The organism is Bradyrhizobium sp. 44, assembly GCF_023073095.1.
GTDB lineage: Bacteria > Pseudomonadota > Alphaproteobacteria > Rhizobiales > Xanthobacteraceae > Bradyrhizobium.
Genome location: NZ_JADPIY010000016.1, coordinates 231,373 through 255,684, shown reverse-complemented (window position 1 = coordinate 255,684; position 24,312 = coordinate 231,373). Strand labels below are relative to the sequence as shown.

General features: G+C 65.2%; 22 protein-coding genes. 12 read left to right on the top strand and 10 right to left on the bottom strand.

What is annotated here, in order from left to right; all coding sequences use genetic code 11:
• The first annotated feature begins 26 nt into the window (after positions 1–26).
• Positions 27–1,562, top strand: a complete 1,536-nt coding sequence (locus IVB41_RS17670) for a hypothetical protein (RefSeq protein WP_247433319.1) — start codon at positions 27–29, stop codon at positions 1,560–1,562.
• Here IVB41_RS17670 and mdlC read toward each other — a convergent pair.
• From mdlC to IVB41_RS17640, 6 genes are all read right to left on the bottom strand, one after another.
• A complete protein-coding gene (gene mdlC / locus IVB41_RS17665) occupies positions 1,559–3,166 on the bottom strand; it encodes a benzoylformate decarboxylase (protein WP_247433316.1) in 1,608 nt (535 codons plus the stop codon). The two genes, IVB41_RS17670 and mdlC, sit on opposite strands and share 4 nt — an antisense overlap.
• Positions 3,167–3,202: 36 nt before the next feature.
• The gene (locus IVB41_RS17660; protein ID WP_247433313.1) at positions 3,203–4,651 is read right to left on the bottom strand and encodes an aldehyde dehydrogenase; all 1,449 of its coding nucleotides are present in this window, start codon (positions 4,649–4,651) and stop codon (positions 3,203–3,205) included.
• Positions 4,652–4,679: 28 nt separating this feature from the next.
• Entirely contained in the window at positions 4,680–6,005 is a 1,326-nt protein-coding gene (locus tag IVB41_RS17655; protein WP_247433311.1) for an MFS transporter, read from the bottom strand.
• An 88-nt stretch (positions 6,006–6,093) separates the two neighbouring features.
• Entirely contained in the window at positions 6,094–7,803 is a 1,710-nt protein-coding gene (locus tag IVB41_RS17650) for an FAD-dependent oxidoreductase (RefSeq protein WP_247433307.1), read from the bottom strand.
• A gap of 46 nt (positions 7,804–7,849) precedes the next feature.
• Entirely contained in the window at positions 7,850–8,317 is a 468-nt protein-coding gene (locus IVB41_RS17645) for a MarR family winged helix-turn-helix transcriptional regulator (RefSeq protein ID WP_247433304.1), read from the bottom strand.
• A gap of 43 nt (positions 8,318–8,360) precedes the next feature.
• On the bottom strand, positions 8,361–9,284 hold the full coding sequence (locus tag IVB41_RS17640) for a LysR family transcriptional regulator (protein WP_247433301.1): 924 nt from the start codon (positions 9,282–9,284) through the stop codon (positions 8,361–8,363).
• Between the two features lie 109 nt (positions 9,285–9,393).
• On the opposite strand from IVB41_RS17640, the gene IVB41_RS17635 reads away from it, so the two are divergent.
• The 11 genes from IVB41_RS17635 (at position 9,394) to IVB41_RS17585 (ending at position 20,266) form a co-directional block, all read left to right on the top strand.
• Positions 9,394–9,717: a Dabb family protein gene (locus IVB41_RS17635; protein ID WP_247407882.1), complete on the top strand. Its 324-nt coding sequence runs from the start codon at positions 9,394–9,396 to the stop codon at positions 9,715–9,717.
• On the top strand, positions 9,714–10,793 hold the full coding sequence (locus IVB41_RS17630) for a maleylacetate reductase (RefSeq protein ID WP_247433297.1): 1,080 nt from the start codon (positions 9,714–9,716) through the stop codon (positions 10,791–10,793). Before IVB41_RS17635 ends, IVB41_RS17630 begins: the two co-directional genes overlap by 4 nt.
• A gap of 2 nt (positions 10,794–10,795) precedes the next feature.
• Complete coding sequence (locus IVB41_RS17625) at positions 10,796–12,169, top strand: amidohydrolase family protein (RefSeq protein WP_247433294.1); 1,374 nt, start codon at positions 10,796–10,798, stop codon at positions 12,167–12,169.
• A 20-nt stretch (positions 12,170–12,189) separates the two neighbouring features.
• Positions 12,190–13,092: an NAD(P)-dependent oxidoreductase gene (locus IVB41_RS17620; RefSeq protein ID WP_247433291.1), complete on the top strand. Its 903-nt coding sequence runs from the start codon at positions 12,190–12,192 to the stop codon at positions 13,090–13,092.
• A gap of 14 nt (positions 13,093–13,106) precedes the next feature.
• Entirely contained in the window at positions 13,107–13,991 is an 885-nt protein-coding gene (locus IVB41_RS17615) for an intradiol ring-cleavage dioxygenase (RefSeq protein ID WP_247433287.1), read from the top strand.
• Between the two features lie 55 nt (positions 13,992–14,046).
• Positions 14,047–15,441 carry an FAD-linked oxidase C-terminal domain-containing protein gene (locus IVB41_RS17610; RefSeq protein ID WP_027569275.1) on the top strand — a complete coding sequence of 465 codons (1,395 nt, stop codon included), beginning with the start codon at positions 14,047–14,049 and terminating at the stop codon, positions 15,439–15,441.
• Complete coding sequence (locus IVB41_RS17605) at positions 15,438–16,964, top strand: sugar ABC transporter ATP-binding protein (protein ID WP_247433284.1); 1,527 nt, start codon at positions 15,438–15,440, stop codon at positions 16,962–16,964. The genes IVB41_RS17610 and IVB41_RS17605 overlap by 4 nt, the downstream gene beginning before the upstream one ends.
• On the top strand, positions 16,957–17,907 hold the full coding sequence (locus IVB41_RS17600) for an ABC transporter permease (RefSeq protein ID WP_247433281.1): 951 nt from the start codon (positions 16,957–16,959) through the stop codon (positions 17,905–17,907). The genes IVB41_RS17605 and IVB41_RS17600 overlap by 8 nt, the downstream gene beginning before the upstream one ends.
• Entirely contained in the window at positions 17,904–18,881 is a 978-nt protein-coding gene (locus tag IVB41_RS17595; protein WP_247407871.1) for an ABC transporter permease, read from the top strand. The genes IVB41_RS17600 and IVB41_RS17595 overlap by 4 nt, the downstream gene beginning before the upstream one ends.
• Positions 18,882–18,923: 42 nt before the next feature.
• Entirely contained in the window at positions 18,924–19,898 is a 975-nt protein-coding gene (locus tag IVB41_RS17590; protein ID WP_247433279.1) for a sugar ABC transporter substrate-binding protein, read from the top strand.
• A gap of 80 nt (positions 19,899–19,978) precedes the next feature.
• Positions 19,979–20,266, top strand: a complete 288-nt coding sequence (locus IVB41_RS17585) for a YciI family protein (protein WP_247359720.1) — start codon at positions 19,979–19,981, stop codon at positions 20,264–20,266.
• Between the two features lie 177 nt (positions 20,267–20,443).
• Here the strand turns inward: IVB41_RS17585 and IVB41_RS17580 are convergent, their stop codons facing one another.
• Genes IVB41_RS17580 through IVB41_RS17565 form a run of 4 tightly spaced genes read right to left on the bottom strand, consistent with a single transcriptional unit; the run spans position 20,444 to position 24,303 of the window.
• Complete coding sequence (locus IVB41_RS17580; protein WP_247433276.1) at positions 20,444–21,436, bottom strand: ABC transporter ATP-binding protein; 993 nt, start codon at positions 21,434–21,436, stop codon at positions 20,444–20,446.
• Positions 21,433–22,422: an ABC transporter ATP-binding protein gene (locus tag IVB41_RS17575; protein WP_247433273.1), complete on the bottom strand. Its 990-nt coding sequence runs from the start codon at positions 22,420–22,422 to the stop codon at positions 21,433–21,435. The genes IVB41_RS17580 and IVB41_RS17575 overlap by 4 nt, the downstream gene beginning before the upstream one ends.
• 19 nt (positions 22,423–22,441) lie before the next feature.
• The gene (locus IVB41_RS17570; RefSeq protein ID WP_247433271.1) at positions 22,442–23,365 is read right to left on the bottom strand and encodes an ABC transporter permease; all 924 of its coding nucleotides are present in this window, start codon (positions 23,363–23,365) and stop codon (positions 22,442–22,444) included.
• Positions 23,362–24,303, bottom strand: a complete 942-nt coding sequence (locus tag IVB41_RS17565; protein WP_007593093.1) for an ABC transporter permease — start codon at positions 24,301–24,303, stop codon at positions 23,362–23,364. Before IVB41_RS17565 ends, IVB41_RS17570 begins: the two co-directional genes overlap by 4 nt.
• Positions 24,304–24,312: the final 9 nt, after the last annotated feature.

Sequence of the window (24,312 nt, the reverse complement as noted above, 5' to 3'; positions counted from 1 at the left end):
GACGCATTGAAACGGATCGGCTCGACATGACCATCGAGTTTCGCTGTGAAATTGAGTATGCGCGGCAGTGGATGGGCCGCGACATGCTGTCGATCGACGGCCGGGATGTACCGGTCCAGATCGCATGGACCGCAACGGCGGAGCCGCGGCCGACCGGTCTCGACATGCTGTTCGAGCTCGAACGTTTGGTGTTGCACAAGGGCAAACACAGCGGCGCCAACAGGCTGAAGATCAATCCCGAACGAATGCAGGCTCGCGCCGGCACGGCAGAAGTCATCGTCGATTTCACCGGTGGCGCGCGGGATCCGAACTGCTCCGCCCGGCAGTATCTCCGCCCGCTGTTCAATGGAGTCGCAGGCGAAAACGCAGCTCTTGCCGCCATTCTCGCCGGAGATCTGCCGGTGATCGAAATCGTCGACGAGGTCGACGGTGCCGTCCTCGATCGCGGCCACCCCTCCGCCGAAATCGCGGCCGGTCTGAGCGGCGGACTGGAAACCGTCATGGCGCGAACGCTGACCATGGTGGCGGCCATCCTGTCGGGACGGCCGCGCATCGTGCCGCTGATGGCACGACCCGCCCGAATTGGTAACGGCCGCCCGCCGGCGGCGTACGTCGCGCGCGGCCTGGCGACATCGATCGCCAAGGAGATCTATCGCCTCTGCTGCTATGCCCCGCACTGGCATGTCGGATGGCGCTTCAATGATGGCGCCGGCGTCTGGCAGACCGGAGATCTGTCGGGGTCCCGCTGGAACGTCCTTGCCGATCCCGGAAACCACTTCTACGCCGATCCTTTCCCCATCACCTGGCAGGGGCGAACATTCGTCTTCTTTGAAGACCTCGATCACCGGGTTGGAAAAGGAATCATTTCGGCAATCGAGTTCGACGATGCCGGTCCCGTCGGAGAGGTTGTGCCCGTGCTGAACGAGCCTTGGCACCTCTCCTATCCGTTCTTGATCGAGGACGATGGCGCGTTGTGGATGATCCCGGAGAGCTCGACCAATGGGGACGTCGCCATCTACAAATGCGTTCGGTTTCCGGACAAATGGGAGCGGCATGCGACGCTGCTTTCGGGCGTCGAGCTGGCCGATGCCACGATCACGCGGCACAACGGCCTGAACTATCTGTTCGGGGCTTGGCGCGACGGCACCGGCGGCTATTCGGATTCGCTGGCGATCTATTACGCCGAGCACCTCATGGGCCCGTGGTTGCCGCATGCCAGCAACCCCGTGCTGATCGATCGCGCGACCACGCGGCCTGCGGGGAATTTCGTCACCATCAATGACAAATTGTGGCGCCCGGTCCAGGACTGTGCCGGCGGATACGGGGCAGCGCTTGCCCTGGCGGAAATCATCGAACTCTCGCCGACGACGTTCAAGCAGATCATCCGCCACTCTCTGCGGCCAGGGCCAGCATGGCCCGGCAGGAAGTTGCACACCTTGAACCGCTGCGGCCGCCTCGAGGTGATCGACGGATCGCGTGTCCAACCCAAGACCCGCGCCCTCACGAGCAAATTGCCATCGGGCGTCTTGTCGCCGCGGACCAGTCCCTCTACCGCCAGCTAGCGCGGATGGCTGAACAGGTCGGTCGTGGCGTCGTCGACGGCGATATCGACCAGCGCGGGACCGCTCGATGCCAACGCTTCGGTCAAGATGGCGTCGACGTCGCCGACATCGGTCACGCGCTGCCCCGGACAACCCATTCCCCTTGCGAGCGCCACGAAGTCGAGCCCGGGCAGGTCGATCCCGGGCGGGCGGTGCGCCTGCATCAGCTCGCTGAAGGCGCGCATCGCGCCATAGCCTGAATTGTTCATGATCACGAAGGTGATCGGCAAGCGGCGTTGCACCGCGGTCCAGATCGCCTGGATGCAATACATCGCCGATCCGTCACCGATCAAGGCGACGATGCGGCGACCCGGCCGCGCCAGCGCCACGCCGACGGAGGCCGGCAGGCTGTAACCAAGTCCCCCGCTCGCCATCGTGTAGAAGCTGTCCGCGCCCGGCCGAGGCAGGAATTGCTGAATGGCGGGGCGATGCGACGGCGCCTCCTCGACCACGATCGCATCGCCCGGCATCAACGCCGAGAGACGGGCGAGCGCATAGCCTGGCGGAATCGGATTTTGCGCGGCAGGAGCGGCAGGCCGCAACCGCGCGGCCGGCACTTCGCGCTCCGCGATGTCAGGCATCGCCGACAGCAGCCCAGCCAGCGCCTTCGGGAGCGTGCTGATGATGGTGTCACCGACAGAAGCGGATGCGGCTTCTGTCGGATCATCCGTGATCTGCCATACCGACGTTCCGTCGTCGAGCAATTCGCATTGTCCTTCGACATGGAAAGTAAACACCGGCGCGCCGACCACAACGATCAGATCGGCGCCGCGCAGGGCGCGGGCGAGACCTCCCGGCGCTGCCGGAAGGAAGCCGGCGAACAGCGGATGCAATTCCGGAAAGCTCGAACGGCTCGACATCGGACTTGCCCAAACGGCCGCGCTCGCCTGCTCGGCCACAGCGACCATCGCCTCGACGCAGCCGCTGCGATCGATTTCGGGTCCGACAACGAAGATAGGTCTCTTGGCGGCGCGGATCGCCGCGCCGAGCCGGACGATCGCCGCCGGATCCGGCGCAAATTCCGTCGCGATGTGGCGGACCGGCGGAGCAGCTGCGGGCCGCGCCCAATCATCCGACGGGACCGACACGAACGTCGGACCGCGCGGATGCTGCATGGCAGTGAGGAAGGCCTGCGCAATCGCCGCTGGAACATCTTCGGCGCGCGCCGGTTCAGCGCTCCATTTCACATAGGGCTTTGGAAATTGTGCGGCGTCCTCGGCGAAGAGATAGGGTCGCATCCGCAACAGGCTGCGCGCCTGCTGCCCGGCTGTCACGACCATCGGCGTCTTGTTGCGGAACGCGGTGAAGAGATTGCCGAGGGCATGACCGAGCCCGGCCGCCGAGTGCAAATTGACGAAAGCCGGACGCCCCGTCGCCTGCGCATAGCCGTCGGCCATGCCGACGACACAGGCTTCCTGCAGACCGAGCACGTAGTCGATGTCGTCGGGCCAGTCGCCCAGGAAGGCAAGCTCGGTCGAGCCGGGATTGCCGAAAACGCGATCGACGCCAAAGGAGCGAAGCACACCGAGGGTCGCTTCCCGAACCGTGAGAACTTTCGAATTCATGAATGGACGTCCTGGTGAGCTTCGCTTGCGGCGCGGTTAGAAGGGATAGTGCTGCGGCTGCGTCTCGATGGTAATCCAGCGCAGATCGGTGAACTCGGCGATGCCGGCCTGGCCGCCGAAGCGGCCGTAGCCCGATCCCTTCACGCCGCCGAACGGCATCTGCGCCTCGTCATGCACGGTCGGGCCGTTGACGTGGCAGATGCCGCTTTCGATCCGCTGCGCCACCGTCAGTGCACGCGCGACGTCGCGGCCGAACACGGCAGCCGAAAGGCCATACTCCGTGTCGTTGGCGAGCCGCACGGCCTCGTCCGCGCCACGCGCGCGGACCACCGAGACGACGGGACCAAAGCTCTCCTCGGTGTAGATGCGCATGCCGGGCACCACGCGGTCGAGCACGGTGGCCGGGACGACCGTGCCAATCCGGTCGCCGCCCGCGAGCTTGACGGCCCCTTTGGCGATCGCGTCGTCGATCAGTGCAATGACATGCTTGGCCGGCGCCTCGTCGATCATCGAGCCGACCACCACCGGACCGTGGCGCGGGTCGCCGGCCGGAAGCGCAGCCGTTTTCTTCGCAAGCTTCTCGACAAAGGCGGCCGCCACCGCCTCGTCGACGATCACTCGCTCGGTCGACATGCAAACCTGGCCCTGATTGATGAAGGCGCCGAACGCGACCGCCGCGACGGCGGCATCGAGGTCGGCATCGTCGAGCACAACCAGAGGCGCCTTGCCGCCAAGCTCGAGCAGCACCGGCTTGAGGTGGCGACCGGCGAGTTCGGCGATGACTCGACCGACCCGGGTCGAGCCGGTGAAGTTAACCCGCCGCACGGAAGGATTGGCGATGAGGCGCTCGACCAGCGCGGGCGCATCGGCCGGTGCGTTGGTCAGGACATTCACGACGCCGGGCGGAAAGCCTGCGTCCTTGAAAACCTCGCCGATCAGCCGGTGTGTTCCCGGGCAGATCTCGGACGCCTTGAGCACGACCGTATTGCCGCAGGCGAGCGCCGTCGCCACGGCGCGAACGCCGAGAATGATCGGCGCGTTCCACGGCGCGATGCCGAGGCAGACGCCGGCTGGCTGGCGAACCGACATGGCGAGACATCCCGGCTTGTCCGACGGGATCACCTCGCCCGCGATCTGCGTGGTGAGCGACGCTGCTTCGCGCAGCATGCCGGTCGCGAGCTTGACGTTGAAGGCCGACCAGATCTCTGTCGTGCCGATCTCGGCCATCATGATTCGGACGAAGGCGTCGCGCTTGGCCTCAAGCGCATCTGCGGCCTTCAGCAACAGGGCTCGCCTCGCATTCGGGCCAAGTGCCGACCATCCTGGCAATGCGGCAGAAGCCGCCGCCACTGCGGCGTCGGCATCGGAAGCCGTGGCAGCGGCCGCGCGGCTTGCGACCTCCTGCGACAGCGGATTGCGCCGCTCGAACACCTTGCCGCTGGAAGCGGCCTGATCCTGCCCGTTGACGAGAAGACTGACGTCCATGAAAACCTCCCTGGTGTTGTGGCCAAGCTCAGCCGAGCAGCCGCGACTTGCCGGTTTCACGCGCGAAGCCGAGCGCGATCATCGCCGCGAGCGCGAGCGCAACGTAGTATCCTGTGATCGCGTAGGTGGAGCCCGTTTGCGCAAACAGGCTGGTGGCGACCAGCGGCGCAATGCCGCCGCCGAGCACCGTCCCGAGTTGCTTTCCGATCGACACGCCGGTGAAGCGAATGCGGGTCGGAAACAGCTCCGGGAAATAGCTCCCTTCGCTGCCGAACATCAGCGGATGGATTATCCCCGCGGCGAGGATCACCGCGCACGTTACCAGCATCGTGTCACGGCTCGCGACCACACCGTAGAATGCAAACATCGAGATGGCTGCGAGCACGACGCCGGCCAGGAACAGACGCTTTCGTCCGATGCGGTCGGACCAGGCGCCGATGAGGGGCATCGCAACGAGCCCGACGAGATTGGCAAACAGCACGGCCTGCGTGATGACGTCCTTCTGGACGCCGAGCTGACGGGTCGCGAAGGAGATGGTGAAGATGGCGGTCAGATAGAAATAGGAAGTCTGCGCCATCTCGGCGAAGAACACGATGAGGATCGGCCGCCAGTGCTCCCTCAGGGCTTCGACCACAGGCGCCACTTCAGTCACCTTCGCTTCGCGGAACGTCGCGCTCTCCTCGATGCGCAGGCGCATGTAGACGCCGAGCGCGACCAGCACCGCACTGATCAGGAACGGCACGCGCCAGCCCCATGACAGCAGGTCCGCCTCCGGCAGCCTTGAAATCGTGAGCGCCGCGAACGAGGCGAGCACGACACCGACGGGTCCTGCGGCCTGGATCACCGCGGCCGAGAAGCCGCGCCGGTGCCCGGGCGCCGTCTCGATCGCCATAAGGATCGCCGCGGTCGACTCGCCGCCGAGCGCAAACCCCTGGACGAAGCGCAACGCCACGAGCGCGACGGTCGCGGCCACGCCTGCACTGGCGTAGGTCGGCAACAATCCGATCGACATGGTCGCAAGTCCCATCATGAGCAGCGTACACAGCAAGACCGACTTTCGGCCGAGGCGGTCACCGAAATGGCCGAACACAAGCCCGCCGAGCGGACGCGCCAAAAATCCGACGGCAAACGTCGCGAACACCGCAATGGTCGCCGTGAGCTGGTCGAATTTCGGAAAGAACAGCTGATCGAACACCAGCGGCGCGATCAGGCCGTAGATGAAAAAGTCGTACCATTCGATCGCGGTGCCGATGGTGCCGGCAATCAGGATACGCCGGCGGCTGCTCGCCGTCTGCCCGGCAGTGGCGGCGGTTGCAACATGATCGTCGTAGTGCTCCAATGCTCTTGTCGTCACGGTTTCCTCCTCCGGTGTTATTTGCCGTTTTGTTGTCTTGTTGTTATTGGCCGCGCAGCCGCTGGTCGGATGCGACGGCAAGAGTCGATCAGCTGGCCAGCCGTGCGCTGTCGCTCGCATTGTGTCCGAGTGCTCGGGCGAGCACGCGCTCGATCATGCCAGCCTGTGATGCGCTGCCACGCCAGGCCACGATCTGGTCGGGGCGTATCAAAGCCAGATCCGCCTGGTAGAGATCGCGCAGCGATTTCGGCAGCGTGACGAGTTTCACATCGACCCCGATCGCCCGGATGGTCTCGGCGAATGACGCATGCGCGGACATGACCTCGCCAAACTGGAGCAGCGTCCACTCGAACCCGAACAGGTCGTACAGGGAGACGCCGTCTTCCAGCCACGCATGCGGGGCGCGGCCGCCGGGACAGGCGCTCGGAACGTAGACGTTCGCGGCGTCGGGCGGCGGCTGGCTGCCATCAGGGACGATGATCGGCGAGCCGTCGTAGCGCCCGCCGAAGGTGACGCCGGGGATGTTGAATTCGGCGCGGGCGTGCTGTTCGAGATAGACGCCCGCGATCCGCCGCGCCTCGCCTCCCGCTTTCGTTGCGTCCTCGATGTCAGGCGCGGGAGCGAACAGACCGAGCGAGTCGGCAAAGCGGCGCGCGTAATCGGTATTGCGCAGCGCCACCGGACGCCGCTCGACCTCATAGCTGTCGAGCAGCCCCGCCGGGCTCACACCCTTGACGACGCTTGCGAGCTTCCAGCCGAGATTGACCGCATCCTCGATCGCGGTGTTGTAGCCAAGCCCGCCGGTCGGCGTGAACAGATGCGCCGCGTCGCCGCCGAGGAACACCCTGCCCCGCTGCATTCCATTCGCGACCAGCGCGTGCCCGGCGGTCCAGGTCAGGAACGACAGCACTTCGCAGTCGATCGGCGCGCCGCAGGCGCGCTGGAACGCTGCTTTGGCTTCGTCGATCGTGATCGCACTTTCGTCCTCATCGGGCCGAAGCTGCGTGTGAAACGCAAACTCGTCGCGCCCATTCACCGATGCCATGAAGGCGCGGCGGTCGCCGTTGAAGCAATTGTACATCCACGCCTTGGCGTGCGGGATACTCGCGTAGAATCCGGGCGAACGGAGATAGACCGCCAGCATGCGGCCGCCCATGAAGTCGCGCTGCGCTCCGGTTTCGCCGCCGTAGACGATCCCGAGCGATTGCCGGACCATCGAGCGCGGCCCGTCGGCCCCGACCAGGAAGTCGGCCCGGACCTGAAAGCGGCTGTTGTCATCGAGACATTCGATCTCGGCGACGACGCCGTCATCGCTCTCGACGTAGCTGATCAGACGATGACCGTAGCTGAGCCGTATCCCGGGAAGCCGTTCGGCATGGCGGCGCAGCACCGCCTCGACATATTTTTGCGATACCCGATGCGGCAGCTCGGCCGCGCTCCAGGAGCCCGACATGCCCTTGACGAGTTCGCCCGCGCGTGACGACGACGGCAACTGAAATCGGGCCAGCTCGTAGCCGGTGTAGCGCGTGAAATACGCAACGTCGGTTGGATAATCCGCTGGCAGACCTTCGCGTCGGATCTCGTCGGCAAAACCCAGCCGCCGATAGTGCTCCATCGAGCGCGCCTGCGTCGCATTGGCTTGCGGATTGAATGCCGTGCCCGGCTTTTCATCGACCAGGATCGCGGACACGCCGCGCCGGCCGAGCTCGTTGGCGAGCATCAGGCCGCAGGGCCCCCCACCCACGATGAGCACCGAGGCCGTCAGACATGTTTCCAAGACGCTTCTCCCTACCAGCATTATCCTGCATGGTAAGGTTGCCTGACGATATAGTCAAGTAGCCTGACTAATCGGGCTCGTGGAGCGTGTCGAATTGTGCGCCGTAGACTGCCAATCCCTTCAGGATCGTGTCCATCGTGGCCTTGCCGAGTTCGGCGCGCATCTCCTGCTCGGCAACGTCGACGGCGTCGCGGAACGCATCGAGCCATTTGCGTCCCGCCGGCGTGAACATGACGATGCGCGCGCGCCGATCGGTCGGATCGGCGATGCGATCGACCAGGCCGAGCTCGGCGCATTGATCGACCAGCTCGCCCATCGCTTGCTTGCTCATGGAGGCGCGGCGGGCGAGTTCCGTCAGTCTGGTCCCCTCGACGTCGAGATTGCGTGTGAGGCCGACATGCGCGATCCGGGTTTCGTCATGCCCCTTCTCGCTCATCAGCTCGAGCACACGACCTTCGAAGCGCCGCACCGCGTTGTTGAGCAGCCGACCGATGTTGGCATGCCGCCATGCGGTGCCGGATATCCTGGCTTTCAATGGATGTGCCTTCTGCAAAGCCGCCTGAATTCGAAAATGTCGCTCACTTCGCCGCGTCGATCCATATCCCCGGCTGCGAATGCTCGCGGATGTGGGTGACCAGGAAGTCGGAAAAGACCCTGATCTTGGCGGGCAGTCCGGCACGGTTCTGGTAGGCGATGTTCATCGTCAGCAGCGGCAGCTCCCAGTCCATCAAAACCGGGACGAGACGGCCCGCCGCGATGTCGCTTTGCACGATATAGAGCGGCTGGATGAGGATGCCGAGCCCCGCCAGTGCTGCGCCGCGGATGACTTGCCCGTCATTGCTGTCGAGCGTCGGCGTGATGCGGACAGTCTGCGCGCCGTTGCCTTTGCGCAGGCGCAGCGAATAGGGATCGTTGGCGAGATTATAGATCAGCATGTTATGGCGCGCGAGATCGACCGGCTGCTCCGGCTCGCCGCAGCTTGCGAGATAGGACGGCGCAGCAGCGAGCACCCGCCGCATCTGGCCGATGCGGCGGACGATAATGTTCGAATCCGGCTCCTGCTCGCGCGTCCTGATCGCCACGTCGATGCCGGCCTCGATGAAATCGGAGTAGCGGTTGGCGGTGGTGATCTGCATGTTGAGCTTCGGATAGCGCGCGCGGAAGGCCGGCAGCATCGGCGCCAGATAGATCACCGCAAAAGACAGCGAGCTCGTGACCCGCAGCGTGCCCTGCGGCGACAGCGCGCGATCGCTGACGATGTCCTCGGCTTCCGCCAGCTCGCTCAAAACCCGGCTCGAGCGCTCCAGCAGTACCTGCCCCGCCTCCGTCAACCACAGCCGACGGGTGTTGCGCTCGATCAGCCGGACCGCAAGGCGCTCCTCGAGCGCGCTGAGATGGCGGCTCGCGGCAGCATTCGACATGCGCAGGGCTTCGGCAGCTTTGGACATGCTGCCGAGCTCGGCCGTCTTGGCGAACACTTCCAATTGGAGCAGGCGGTCCATTTTTTTCGCAAACAGGAAAAGAGACTTACGATTATTGAGCTTTATTTCCACATCCCGCAAGTCAAAATGGACCAAACACAAGCAGGATAGCAGGCGAGGAAACAGGGAAATGTCGGGCCGGATCAGGCACATCGTGATGTGGCGGCTGCGCGGGGAGACGCCCGCGGAGCGGGCCGCCGCCCGGGTCAAGGTCAAGACCCTGTTCGAGGGCTTGCGCGGCCGGATCGACGGCCTCACCCATATCGAAGTCGGCCTCGACGTCAGCGATGTCGACTACGCCTGCGACGTCGTTCTGTTCTCCGAATTCACCGACCACGCTGCGCTCCAGGCCTACGCCACCCACCCGGAACATTTGCGCGTGCGCGAGGCGCTGGGCGACTTGCGGATCGGGCGCTTCCAGGTCGATTATCCCATCAAAGAGACCGGCGCATGATCGGTACGTTCACCTTTGAAAACCTGCCCTGCCGCGTCGTGTTCGGCAGCGGAACATTGGCTAGCGCCAAGGCCGAGGTCGAGCGGCTCGGCGGCAAGCGCGCGCTGGTGCTGACGACGCCCCAGCAGGAGGCGCAAGGCAAGAGCTTGGGCGCGGCGCTCGGTTCGCTCTACGCCGGCATTTTTCCGGGCGCGACCATGCACACGCCGGTCGAGGTCACGGAGCGGGCGCTCGCGGCGATGAAGGCTTGCGAGGCCGACTGCGTCATTTCCCTCGGTGGCGGATCCACGACCGGCCTCGGCAAGGCGCTCGCCTTGCGCACAGGAATCAACCAGCTCTGCATTCCCACCACCTATGCCGGCTCGGAGATGACGCCGATCGTCGGCCAGACCGAGAACGGACTTAAGACCACTGTGCGCGATGCCGCCAACCTGCCGGAGACGGTGATCTACGATGTCGATCTCACGTTGACTTTGCCGGCGAGCCTGGCCGCGACATCAGGCATCAACGCGATCGCGCATGCGGTCGAGGCGCTCTACGCGCGCGACACCAATCCCGTCACGTCGCTGATGGCGGAAGAAGGCATTCGCGCGTTGGCACGTGCGCTGCCCGCCATCGCCGCGAAGGGCGACGATCGCGAGGCTCGCACCGAAGCGCTCTATGGCGCCTGGCTGTGCGGCGTCTGCCTCGGCACCGTCGGCATGGCGCTGCATCACAAGCTCTGCCACACGCTCGGCGGCACCTTTGACCTGCCGCATGCCGAGACCCACACCATCGTGCTGCCGCACGCGCTGGCCTACAACGCGCCGGCCGTGCCCGACGCGATGGCGCGGATCTCCCGCGCCATCGGCGCCGCCGATGCATCGCAGGGGCTTTTCGAGCTGGCGAAGCGGCTGGGTGCGAAGGTCGCATTGCGCGACATCGGCATGCCCGAAAGCGGCATCGACAAGGCCGCGGATCTCGCGGTCACCAACGCCTATTGGAACCCGCGCCCGCTCGAACGCGACGCCATCCGCGACCTGATCGCGCGCGCCTGGGCCGGTGAGCCGCCTGTCACCGGCAAAGCGGTGGCTTGAAAATGCGGCGCACGCTGATCAAATCCGCCACGATCATCAGCATGGATGACACGATCGGCGACCTCGAAATCGGCGACGTGCTGATCGAGGGCAGCCGCATCGTTGACGTGCGTCCATCGATCGACGTCGGCGGCAGTGCGGCCGAGACCGAGATCGTGGACGGTACCGGCCGCATCGTCATCCCCGGCCTGATCAACGCCCATATGCACACTTGGCAGACGGGCCTGCGCGGCTATGCCGCCAACTGGACGCTGCTGGAATATTTCCGCCGCATGCATGCCGGGCTCGCTACGGTCTTCAGGCCCGAGGACATTTACATCGCGACCTTGGTGGGCGCGCTGAACCAGATCAACCAAGGCACCACCACGCTGGTCGACTGGTGCCACAACAATCCGACGCCTGATCATACCGATGCCGCCGTGCGCGGCCTGATCGAGAGCGGTATCCGCGCGGCCTTCTTCCACGGCTCGCCCAAGCCCGAACCGAAACCGGGCGAGCCGCATTTCTCGGAGATCCCGCATCCACGCCGTGAGATCGAGCGACTGCTGGCGGGGCCCCTCGCCGACCGCGACGGCCTGGTCACGCTTGGGCTCGCGATCCTCGGCCCACATTATTCGACGCTGGACGTCGCCATGCACGATTTCCGTTTGGCGCGCGAGTTCAAGCTGATCGCATCGATGCATCAAGGCGGCGGTCCCGCCAAGACGCCCGGTGGCTGGGAGAAGCTGATCGAGGCGGGTCTCGTCGGCGCAAGCACCAACATCGTTCATGGCAACGACCTGCCTGACGCACTGCTGGACCGGATGGTCGATCTCGGCGTGTCCTTCTCGGTGACGCCGGAGAACGAGATGATCCAGGGCCACGGCTTTCCGATCACCGGACGGCTGCTCAAGCGCGGCGTGCGGCCGACCATGGGCATCGATCTGGAATCCGTGCTGGCCGGCGACCTCTTCTCCGCCGCGCGCGTTGCGCTCTCGATGCAGCGAGCACTGGACAACGCGGAGTCGCGCGAGACCAGCGGCGCCATTCCGGCGACGACCACGATCCCCGTCCGCGGGGCGCTGCGCTGGATCACGACGGAAGGCGCCCGCATGCTCGGTCGCGAAGGCCAGATCGGCTCGCTGACGCCGGGCAAGCTCGCCGACCTCGTCATCATCAATGCCAGCGATCTCAACCTCGTACCTGTGCACGATCCCGTCTCCACCGTGGTGATGCAGACCAGCCTTGCGAATATCGAGGCCGTGATGATCGGCGGCGTGTGGAAGAAGCGGAATGGTCGGCTGCTGGCCGACGGCCTGGAGGCGAAGAAGGAACTGCTCGTGCAATCAGGCCGGCGGCTGGTGCACGACATCGAACGACAGGGACATTCCGCCTGATGGCGTCAAGGACAACAACAATGACTGATACGCCAAAGAACATCGCTTTCATCGGGATCGGCAAGATGGGCCTACCGATGTCGGTGCTCGTCGCCAAGGCTGGTTACGCCGTGACCGCGTTCGACCGGAGTGCCGCACGGCTCGACGAGGCGCGCGCGCAAGGCATTTCGACTGCCGCTTCGCCGGCCGAAGCCGTGGACGGCAAGGCCGCGATCATCACGTCCCTGCCCGATGACGCGGCCTTGCGCGGCGCATTGCTCGGCTCCACCGGCCTCATCGCCGCGATGGCTGCTGGATCTGTCCTGATCGAGACCAGCACCGTGAGTGTCGAGGCTTCCGCAGAGATCGATGCCGCCGCCCAGGCGCGCGGTGTCCTCTACCTGCGTGCGCCAGTCTCGGGCAATGCCAGCATCGTCCATACCGGCGCGCTGAGCTGCTTCGTCTCGGGCCCGAAGGACGCCTACGAAAACGCAAAAGCGCTGCTCGCCGCCTTCACCCGCGCCCAGACCTATCTCGGGCCCGGCGAGGAAGCGCGATATGCCAAGCTTGCGGTCAATCTGATGATCGCGGTGTCGGCCGCCATGATGGCGGAGAGCCTGGCGCTGGCGCGCAAGGGCGGCATCGGCTGGCAGGACATTCTGAAAGTTCTCGACGACAGCGCAGTCGCCTCACCGATGGTGAAGTACAAGACCGCGCCGCTGCGCAGCCGCGATTTCGACTCGACCTTCTCCTGCAGGCAGATGGCCAAGGATCTCGACCTGATCCTCGGCGCCGGCCACGCCGTCGGCGTGCCTCTGCAGCTCGCGGCGCAAGTGCGCGAAACCTATGGCTCGCTGGTCGCACAGGGCGACGGCGAGGCCGACTTCATCGCGACCGTCAAGCATCTGGAACGTCTGTCCGGGCTTGGCGAGCCCAAACTCTGATCGCGGAGACACCCATGCGCAATTTCAACGAGAACACGATCACGGATGCAGTGCTGGAGCGGATCGCGGGCGCAACCGATCCGCGCATCAAGCAAGTCAGCGAAGCGCTGGTGCGCCACCTCCATGCCTTCGTCCGCGAGGTGCGACCCACCCAGAAGGAATGGGAATACGGCATCGACTTCCTGACCCGCACCGGCCACATGTGCGACGACAAGCGCCAGGAATTCATCCTGCTGTCGGACGCGCTTGGCGTCTCCATGCTGGTCGACGCCATCAACCATCCGGTGCCGGAAGGCGCGACCGAGACCACGGTGCTCGGTCCGTTCTTCGTGCAGGCGTCGCCCGAGAAAGACAACGGCGCTGACATCTCCGGCCCGATGGAAGGCGATCCGATGCTCGTCACCGGCTCGGTGTCGACCGTCGACGGACGGCCGCTTGCCGGCGCTGTCGTGGACGTCTGGCATTCCGACGATGATGGCTATTACGACGTCCAGCAGCTCGACAAGATCGGCGATCTTGCGATGCGGGCGCGCTTCCACACCGACCAGAATGGCCGCTTCAATTTCTGGTCGATCAAGCCGGCCGCCTATCCGATCCCGCATGACGGTACCGTCGGCGACATGCTGGAGGTCCAGGGCCGCCATCCCTGGCGCCCGGCACACGTGCATTTCATGATCTCGGCGCCCGGCTTCGAGCAACTCGTGACCCACGTGTTCGTCGCCGGCGACCAGTATCTCGACTCTGACGTGGTGTTCGGCGTCAAGGACAGCCTGATCCGCGAATTTGTGCGGTGCCCGCCCGGCCGTGCGCCCGATGGTCGCATGGTGGACAGCGAGTATTTTCACCTCAACTATGATTTCGGCCTGAAGCAGGTCGCTAGCAACGCAAGAGCCGCTTAAGCTGAACATCGCGGACCAGACAAGAGTCCGACAACAAGGCAGACAGGGAGCAAGGATGGGACCGCGGGTCAGCACGAGCATATTGGCCGATCGCCTCATGGGCATGATCGGCCCGCGCGCGAGCGTCGCGCGTGGCGTGCTCGATCAGCATGGGCAGAGCGAGTCGCATTATCGCAACCTGCCGCCCGACATCGTCGTCTTTCCCGAAACCACGCAGGAGGTCGCGGAGATCGTCAAGCTGTGCGCTGGCGCGAATATGCCCATCGTGCCCTTCGGCGCTGGGACCTCGCTCGAAGGCAATGCGGCTGCGGTCGCGGGCGGCGTCTGCTTCGACTTCGCACGCATGAACAAGGTGCTGGCGGTGCACGACAGCGACATGGACGTCGTCGTGCAGCCGGGCATCACCCGAAAGCAGCTCAATGCGGAGCTGCGCGGCACTGGACTTTTCTTTCCGATCGATCCCGGCGCCGACGCCTCGATCGGCGGCATGACGTCCACGCGTGCCTCCGGCACCATGGCGGTGCGCTACGGTACCATGAAGGACAATGTCTTGGCGCTGGAGGTGGTGCTGGCCGACGGCCGCGTGATCCGGACCGCCAGGCGCGCGCGCAAGTCCGCCGCCGGTTACGACCTGACCCGCATGTTCGTCGGCGCCGAGGGCACGCTCGGCATCCTCACCGAGATCACGCTGAAGGTCCATCCCGTGCCGCAGGCGATCTCGGCCGCGGTTTGCAGCTTCGACACCCTGCACGACGCCGTCGATACCGCGATCTCCGTGATCCAGTCCGCGATCCCGGTGGCGCGTATCGAGCTGCTCGACGACGTCATGATGCGCGGCATCAACGCCTATGCGAAGCTCGGCTATCGCGAAGCTCCGACCCTGTTCTTCGAATTCCACGGTTCCGAGACTTCCGTCGCCGAGCAGGCTGAAGCTGCACAAGCCATTGCCGGCGACCATGGCGGCCATGGCTTTGCCTGGGCGAAGGCGCAGGAAGACCGCAGCCGGCTCTGGCACGCCCGCGACAACACGCTCTATGCCGGCCTGGGCCTGCGCCCCGGCGCGCGTGCCGTGATCACCGACGTCTGTGTGCCGATCTCGCGATTGGCGGAATGCCTCACGGATACCCGGCGCGATGCGGACGAGCACGGTTTCACGGCGCCTATCGTCGGCCATGTCGGCGACGGCAATTTCCACATGCTGATCCTGATCGACCCGGCAAGGCCGGAAGAAGTCGAGGGCGCCAAGGCGCTCCAGGCCCGCATGGTCGCCCGCGCCATTGCCATGGACGGCACCTGCACCGGCGAGCACGGCATCGGGCTCGGCAAGATCGACTATCTCACCGACGAACTCGGCGAGGCCGTCGATGTGATGCGGTCAATCAAAACCGCGCTCGACCCTGATGGACTGATGAACCCCGGAAAGATCTTTGCAGGCGGAGCGCGCGCATGAGCACCGCCGCATTGGCCGTCGAGCCCGCCGCCCCCACGCCGCTGCTGGAGCTGCGCGGTATCAGCAAGGAGTTTCCCGGCGTCAAGGCGCTGGATGACGTGTCCTTTGTCGTCTTCCCCGGCGAAGTCCACATGCTGCTGGGCGAGAACGGCGCCGGCAAGTCGAGCCTGATGAAGGTGCTGTGCGGCGCCTACCGCGCCGATGCCGGCGAGTTCTACTACAAGGGCGAGCCGGTCGCGATCAGCTCGGCCGCGGACGCGCAGAAGCTCGGCATTGCCGTGATCTTCCAGGAATTCTCGCTGGTCCCCCATCTCGATATCGCCCAGAACATCTTCCTCGGCCGCGAGCCGAAGGGCCGTATCCCCGGCACCATCGACCGGCGCAGGATTCTGGCCGACGCCGCGCGCGTGCTCGGCACGATCGGCTTCGAGATCGATCCCTCCACCATCGTCGACAAATTGGGGGTGGCGCAGCAGCAGATGGTCGAGATCGCCAAGGCGATCAGCCAGAACGCGCGCATCCTCGTGATGGACGAGCCAACCGCGGCGCTGTCCGATCGCGAGACCGAGCTGCTGTTCGCGCTGATCGCGCGGCTCAAGGCCGACGGCGTCTCCATCGTCTACATCTCGCACCGCATGGCGGAGGTATTCGCGCTCGGAGACCGCATCACCGTGCTGCGCGACGGTCGTCGCATCGACGGTGCTCGCCCGGCCGACGTCACGCCGGACCAACTCGTCCGCATGATGGTCGGTCGCAACGTCGATATGACCTATCCGCGCAATTTTGCCGACAAGTCCGGCGAGCTGCTGCTCGAGGTCAAGGGCCTGAGCGCCGCCACCGGGATCTCGGACATCAACATCGAGGTGCGCCGCGGCGAGATCGTCGGCCTGTGTGGCCTGGTCGGCTCCGGTCGCAGCGAGGTCGCACGCGCGATCTTTGGCGCCGATCCCGTGACATCAGGCGAGATCGTCTTCGACGGCAAGACTATCTCCGGCGAGCCTGATCTTGCCGCCCGCCGCGGCATTGCGCTGATCCCGGAGAGCCGCAAGAGCGAGGGCCTGGCGCTGCTGCGATCGGTGAGCGACAATCTGGTGGTGTCGGCGCTGCGAAAGCTGTTTCCAAGCGGTCTGTTCGACCAGCGCCACGCGCACCGCACCGCCGACGGCCTGATCAGGCAATTGCGCATTGCGACGCCCAGCGCGCGCCAGATCGTCGGTCTGCTCTCGGGCGGCAATCAGCAGAAGGTCGTGATCGGCAAGTGGCTCGCCGCCGGCTCGAAACTTTTCATCTTCGACGAGCCGACCCGCGGCATCGACATCGGTGCCAAGGCCGAAATCTTCGCCCTGATCGACCGCCTTGTCGCGGAAGGCGCGGCGGCGCTGATGATCTCGTCCGAACAGGTCGAGATCTGCCATGTCTGCGACCGCGCCTATGTGATGCGCGAGGGGCGCATCGCCGGGCACCTCGCGCGCAATGAGCTGACAGAGGAGAACATCGTGCGACTGGGGATGCATCATGCGTGAGGCCGCGGTCGCCTCTCAACCGAATCCGCTGCAGCGCGTTCCCGGCGTTGCCATCGTGCTGGTGCTGCTGATCGCGCTGTTCAGCACGATCGCGCCCGCCTTTCTGTCGGTTGCCAACCTCTCCAATGTGCTGGTGCAGTCGACGATCCTAACCATGCTCGCGCTGCCGATGACACTGATCATCATGACCGAGGGGCTGGACCTGTCGATGGGCGCGGTGCTGACGCTGACCTCGCTCTGCGTCGCAATCGTCTCGCTCGCAACCCACTCGATGTTGCTGGGCTTAGGTGCCGGACTCCTCGTCGGCACAGCCTTCGGCTTCGCCAATGGCTGGCTGGTCGCCATCGTGGGCATCCCGCCCTTCGTGGCGACGCTCGGTACGCTCGGCATGGCGCAAGGCCTGTCGCTGATCGTCAGCGACGGCCAGAGCGTGGTCGGCGTCCCCCACAGTGTGCGCGACATCTATTCGGCGACGCTTCTCGGCGTGCCCGTGCCGATCGTCATGGCGCTGGTGACCTATGCTGCCTTCCACGGCCTGCTCTATCACACCCGCTTCGGCACCTATATCTTCGCGCTCGGCGGCAACCGCGAGGCGCTGCGCTACGCCGGCCTCTCACCGAACAAGCTGCTGATCGCGGTCTATGCAATTGGCGGCGCCATGGCCGGCATCGCCGGCCTGCTGATGACAGCGCGCATGAATTCCGGGCATCCAGCCGCGGGCCTCGGTCTCGAATTCGATGCGATCGCGGCCGTCGCCGTCGGCGGCACGTCGTTCGAGCGCGGCAATGGCTGGCTGCTCGGCACGCTGCTCGGCGTGCTCTCGGTCGGCGTGCTGCGCAACGGGCTGAACCTGATCTCGCTGCCCTCCTCGGTGCAGGTCGCGAGCGTCGGCGTCCTCGTCATCGTTGCCCTCTTCCTTGACGGCCTGCGGAGCCGCGCATGACCGACATCAGCAAAGACGCCATTGCGCCGCCCCGCTCGTTCCTGTCACAGGACGCGATCCAGGTATTCTATCGCCTGCTCGCGGCGCTGCTGATCTGTGCGGTGCTCGCCGTGCTCAGCGATTCCTTCCTGAGCCTCGGCAACATCCTCAATGTGCTCAGGCAGGCGAGCCTGACCTTCTTCATCGCCTCCGGCCTGACCCTGGTGGTGCTAACCGCGGGCCTCGATCTCTCCGTCGGCGCCAATGTCGCGCTGTCCGCCTGCATCGCCGGGACAGTGATCCACAAGACCGGCTCGCCGGCGCTCGGCATCCTCACCGGGCTTGCCTGCGGCGGCCTCGTTGGCCTGCTCAACGGCGTGATGGTCACTGCGCTGCGCATCCCCTCCTTCATCGCCACCTACGGCATGCTCTGGGTGCTGAACGGCCTCACCTATTGGTACATGGCGGGCGAAACCCTTCACGGCTTCCCGGCCGGCTTTCGCCAGATCGGCAGCGGCTATCTGTTCGGCTTGCCGATCCCGGTTTATCTGCTGCTGGTGTTCCTCGGGATTGGAACGTTGTTTGCGCAGCGAACGGTCTGGGGCCAGGAGATCTATGCGATCGGTGCCAATCCGGTCGCGGCACGGCTCTCCGGCATTCCGGTCGCGCGCCGCCTGCTGCTGGTCTACGCGGTCTCGGGCACCATGGCCGGGCTCGCCTCGATCATCTTCCTGTCGCGGCTCAATTCGGCCGAGGCCGACATCGGCGAAAGCCTGACGCTGCCCGCGATCGCCGCCGTGCTGATCGGCGGCACCTCGCTGTTCGGCGGCGTCGGTACTGTGTTCGGCACCTTCATCGGCGCATTGATCCTGACGCTGGTGCTGAACGGCATGAACCTCTTGTCGGTCAGCGCCAACTGGCAGCCGCTGGTCACCGGCATCATCGTCATTCTCGCGGTCTGGCTCGACATGAAGACCCGCCGCCGCGCGCAATGAGTTCTTGAACGACCAACAAGCAAAACGAGGGATGGAGGCAACATGAAACAGACACTGGGTTATTTGGCGCTGCCGCTGCTGATGGCGGCCGCGCTCACCACGCCAGCGCGAGCCGACGGCGAGACCATCGCCGTCTTCACCAAGAACCAGACCAACCCGTTCTTCCAGACGGTGCGGGTCGGCGCCGACAACATGGCCAAGACGCTAAACGCGAAGACGCTGCAATACATTCCGACCAAGCCCGACAGCATTCCCGAGCAGCTCAGCCAGATCGAGGACGTCGTGGTGAAGAAGCCGAGCGCCATCGTCTTCACGCCGGTCGATTACAAGGCGATGGTACCGGGCGTCGAGAAGATCAACGACGCCAAGATCCCCGTCGTCAACATCACCGATCGTTCCGCCGGCGGCAAATTCCTGTCCTTCGTCGGCGCCGACGATTACAGCCTCGGGCTCGAGACCGCGCGATTCCTGCTCAAGACGTTGGGCGGCAAGGGCAACATCGTCATCATCGAGGGCGTCAAGGGCTCACTGACCAATGTCGACCGCGTCCGCGGCTTCAACGACGCGCTGAAGGAAAATGCCGGTGCAAAACTGCTGGCCTCGCAGCCCGGCAATTACCAGCGGCTCCAGGCGCTGCAGGTGATGGAGAATCTGATGCAGTCGAACGCGCAGATCGACGGCGTGCTCGCCGCCAACGACGCCATGGCGGTCGGCGCGATCGAGGCGCTCGACGGCGCCAACCGCAAGGCGCAGGTGATCGGCATCAACGGCACCAAGGAAGCGATCGACGCGATCAAGTCCGGCAAGCTGCTCGCGAGCGGCGACTACAACGGATTTTTTCAAGGCTGCCTCGGCACCATGATAGCGATCCGCTCCTTGCGCAACCAGCCTGTCATCGCCGAGATCGTGCTGAAGCCAACCGTCATCACCAAGGACAATTACCAGCCGTTCGACGTGCCGCTGGAGCAGCGCAGCTGCCCGACTTTCGAGGAAGCCAGCAAGCTCGGCGGCAAGTAACCAAGCGCACCCAACCCCACAAGCCTGGACGGCCGCAGCCGCGGCCGTCCCAAGAACACGAGACATAAACGGAGACCATCATGCTGTTCGCCATTCACGCCCTCGACCGCGCCGGCGCGCTACCGACCCGGCTCGCCAATTACGACGCCCATAAGGCTTTCCTGAGCGACACCTCGCGCTTCGGCGTCAAGATCGTGATGTCGGGGCCGCTCGTCTCCGACGACGGCGCGACCATGATCGGCAGCCTGTTCCTGATCGAGGCAGCGGGCCGTGGCGACGTCGAGGCTTTCAATCGCGCCGATCCGTTTGCAGCGGCCGATATCTGGGAAAAGGTCACGATCACGGGCTTCCTGCGCCGCCAAGGTTGAAGGCGGCTAAGCAAAAACGCGAAAACAACCCCATGCACAGTAGAATGAGGTTGTTTTTACACATGAATTTTCGTCGCAAACGTCTTTGACTCGTCGGGCAAAACAGGAGCAGAGTGCCATCCTCACCCGATTGTCGCCCCCAAGCCTCGATCGAAAGGTTTGCCGCCGGCCTAACGGCTAGCCGCTCGCCACCGCTGCACCATCTTCGAGATGACAGGCCACCCACTGCTCGGGTCCCGCCGCGCGCAATGTCGGCTCTTCGCTCCGGCAGCGGTCGAACACGTATGGGCAACGGGTGTGGAAGCGGCACCCGCTCGGCGGATTGATCGGGCTCGGCACGTCTCCCTTGAGGATGATCGGATTGCGCTGGGCCCCCGGCTCGGGCAGCGGCACGGCCGAGAGCAGCGCCTTGGTGTACGGATGCTTTGGCGCGGCGAAGATCTCGTAGCGCGGCGCCACCTCGACGATCTTGCCGAGATACATCACCGCGACGCGATGGGTCATGTGCTCGACGATCGCGAGGTCATGGCTGATGAACAGCAGCGCCAGGCCGAACTCGCGCTGGAGATCCTGCAGCAGATTGACGATCTGCGCCTTGACCGAGACGTCGAGCGCCGAGACCGCCTCGTCGCAGACGATCAGGTCGGGCTCGGCGGCGAGCGCCCGCGCGATTCCGATGCGCTGGCGCTGGCCGCCGGAGAATTCGTGCGGCCTGCGGTTCAGCGCCTCGCGCGGCAGGCGCACGGTATCCATCAGCGCCGTCACGCGGGTCTCGAGATCGATCGCGGATTTGGCGAGGCCGAAATTGCGGATCGGCTCGGCCAAGATATCGCGCACGCGCATGCGCGGATTGAGGCTCGAGAACGGGTCCTGGAACACCACCTGCACGCGGCGGCGCATCTGGCGCATCGTGCTCGGATGGGCGTCGTCGATACGCTGACCGTCGAGGATGACCTGCCCCGCCGTGATGTCGAACAGACGCAGGATCGCACGGCCGACCGTCGATTTGCCGCAGCCGGACTCGCCGACCAGCGAGAGCGTCTCGCCGCGCGCGATCTCGAACGACACGCCGTCCACCGCATAGACCCATTCGGACTTGCGGCTGAACAGGCCCTTTTTGACCGGGAAGTGCTTCTTGAGGTCGTTGACCTGGAGCAGCGGGGGACTCATGCCGCGACCGCTCCCTTGGCCGCATAGTGGCAGGCCGCGACGTGACGTGGCCCCTTCTCTTCGAGCCCCGGCGCGTACTGCCGGCACAGATCGGTCGCGAGCGCGCAACGTCCGGCGAAGACGCAGCCGACGATGGGCTTGCGCAGATCAGGCACCTGCTCGGGGATCTCTGCCAGCCGCCTCGCGGTGCCGGTCAGCGACGAGCCGAGCCGCGGCACTGCACCGAGCAGGCCCTGCGTGTACGGATGACGCGGCGAACGGAACAGGTCCGCCACCGGCGCCTCCTCGACCTTACGGCCGGCATACATGACCATGACGCGCTCGGCGATCTCGGCGACCACGCCGAGATCGTGGGTGATCAGGATGATCGCCGCGCCAACCCGGTGCTTGAGATCCAGCATCAGCTTCAGGATCTGCGCCTGGATCGTCACGTCGAGCGCGGTGGTCGGCTCGTCGGCAATGAGAAGTTTTGGATTGCAGGCGAGTGCAATGGCGATCATGACGCGCTGGCGCATGCCGCCGGAAAGCTGATGCGGATATTCGCGCACGCGGCGCTTCGGCTCGGGAATGCCGACCAGAATCAACATCTCGATCGCGTGTGCCTCCGCGGCTTGCTTGTCCAGGCCCTGGTGGATCATCAGCGTTTCGCGGATTTGACGCCCGACGGTCAGGACCGGGTTGAGGCTGGTCATCGGCTCCTGAAAAATCATCGAGATGTCGTTGCCGCGGATCGCGCGCATCTCGCGATCCGACATTTGCAGAAGGTCCTTGCCCGCGAAACGGATGCTGCCGGCGATCCTGCCCGGCGGTTCCGGGATCAGCCGCATCAGCGACATCGAGGTCACCGACTTGCCGCAGCCGGACTCGCCGACGATGGCGAGCGTCTCGCCCTCGTTGACATGGAACGACACGCCTTCCACCGCGCGGTTGATGCCGCTGGGCGTACGGAAGTGGGTTTGCAAATTCTCGACTTCGAGCAGTGCCATCGCGATCAGCCCCTCGCCATCAGAGGCTCTTGGCCATGCGCGGATCGAGCGCATCGCGAAGGCCATCGCCGAGCAGGTTGACGGCGAGCACGGTGACGGACAGAAAGGCCGCCGGAAAGAACACGATGTAGGGCTTGACCTGCCACAGCGCCCGCCCCTCCGCCATGATGTTGCCCCAGGACGGAATGGTCGGCGGCGTTCCCGCGCCGATGAAGGACAGGATCGCCTCCGTGATCATCGCGCTGGCGCAAATGTAAGTCGCCTGGATCAGCATCGGCGCCAGCGTGTTGGGCAGGATGTGGCGCAGGATGATCATCGGTGTGCGCGTGCCGCATGCCACCGCCGCGTCCACGTAGGGCTGCTCGCGCAGCGACAGCACGACACTACGGACAAGACGGGAAACCCGCGGAATTTCGGCGACAGTGATCGCGAGAATGACGTTGCCGACGCTGCCGCGTGTCAGCGCCATCAGCGCGATCGCCAGCAGGATCGGCGGGATCGACATCAGGCCGTCCATGAAGCGCATCAAGATGCCGTCTGCCCAGCGGATGAAGCCGGAGACGATGCCGATGGCAAGTCCGACCGCGGACGCGCATATCGCAACTGACAGTCCGACCGTGAGCGAGACCCGCGCGCCGAACAGCACGCGCGAATAGATGTCGCGACCGAGCACGTCGGAGCCAAACCAGAAGGCAGCCGACGGCGCGCGGGTGCGCTTGGCGGGCGCGAGCGCGGTCGGATCCACCGTTCCAAGATAAGGCGCAAAGATCGCGATCAGGACCAGGATGAGCAGCAGCGTGCCGCCGATGGCGACGGTGGGATGGCCGCGCAGCAGCCCGACGAAGCCGCGCCGGATCGTAACTGGCCGGAGGATCTCGGGCAGTTGCGGCGCGAGGACGAAGCCCGCCGGCAGCGCTTGCGGATTGACGGTCGTGTCGGTCAATAGCGGATCCTCGGGTCAACGAGCGTATAAATGACGTCGATCATCAGATTGACGAGGACGTAGACGAAGCTGAACAGCAGCACGATGCCCTGGATGACGGGATAATCGCGGCGCAGGATCGCGTCGATCGTGAGCCGGCCGAGGCCGGGAATGGCGAACACGCTCTCCGTGACGACCGCGCCGCCGATCAGGAGCGCGATGCCGATCCCGATCACCGTGACGATCGGCACGGCCGCGTTCTTCAGCGCGTGGACGAACAGGATGCCGCCCTGCCCGAGGCCCTTGGCGCGCGCAGTGCGGATATAGTCCTGCTGCAACACTTCGAGCATGGTGGCGCGCGTGATACGCGCGATCAGTGCGATGTAGACACAGCCGAGTGCGATCGCGGGCAGGATCAGGTTTTGCAGCCATGGCCAGACGCCCTGGGCGAGCGGCGTATAGCCCTGCACGGGAAGCCATTCGAGCTCCAGTGCGAAAACGTAGGCGAGGACATAGCCGACGACGAAGACCGGCAGGGAGAAGCCGAACACGGCAAAGGCCATGATGGCCCGGTCGATCAGGCTTCCCGCCTTCCAGGCCGCCAGCACGCCGAGCGGCACCGCGACCACGATCGTGAGCAGGAGCGTGACCATCATCAGCGACAGCGTCGGCCCGAGACGCTGGCCGATCATCGTCGAGACCGGCAGATTGGTGAAGATCGAGGTGCCGAGATCGCCGTGCAGAATGCGCCAGACCCAGCTGCCGAACTGGATCAGGAAGGGTCGATCGAGGCCGAGGCTCTGACGGATGCGCTCCACATCCTCCGGACTTGCCTGATCGCCTGCGATCACCACGGCGGGATCACCCGGCGCGATGTAGAGCAGGCTGAACACGAACAGCGCGACGATCGCCATCACTGGCAAGGTCGAGGCGATACGCCGGAGGATGTAGGAGAGCATCTGGCTTCA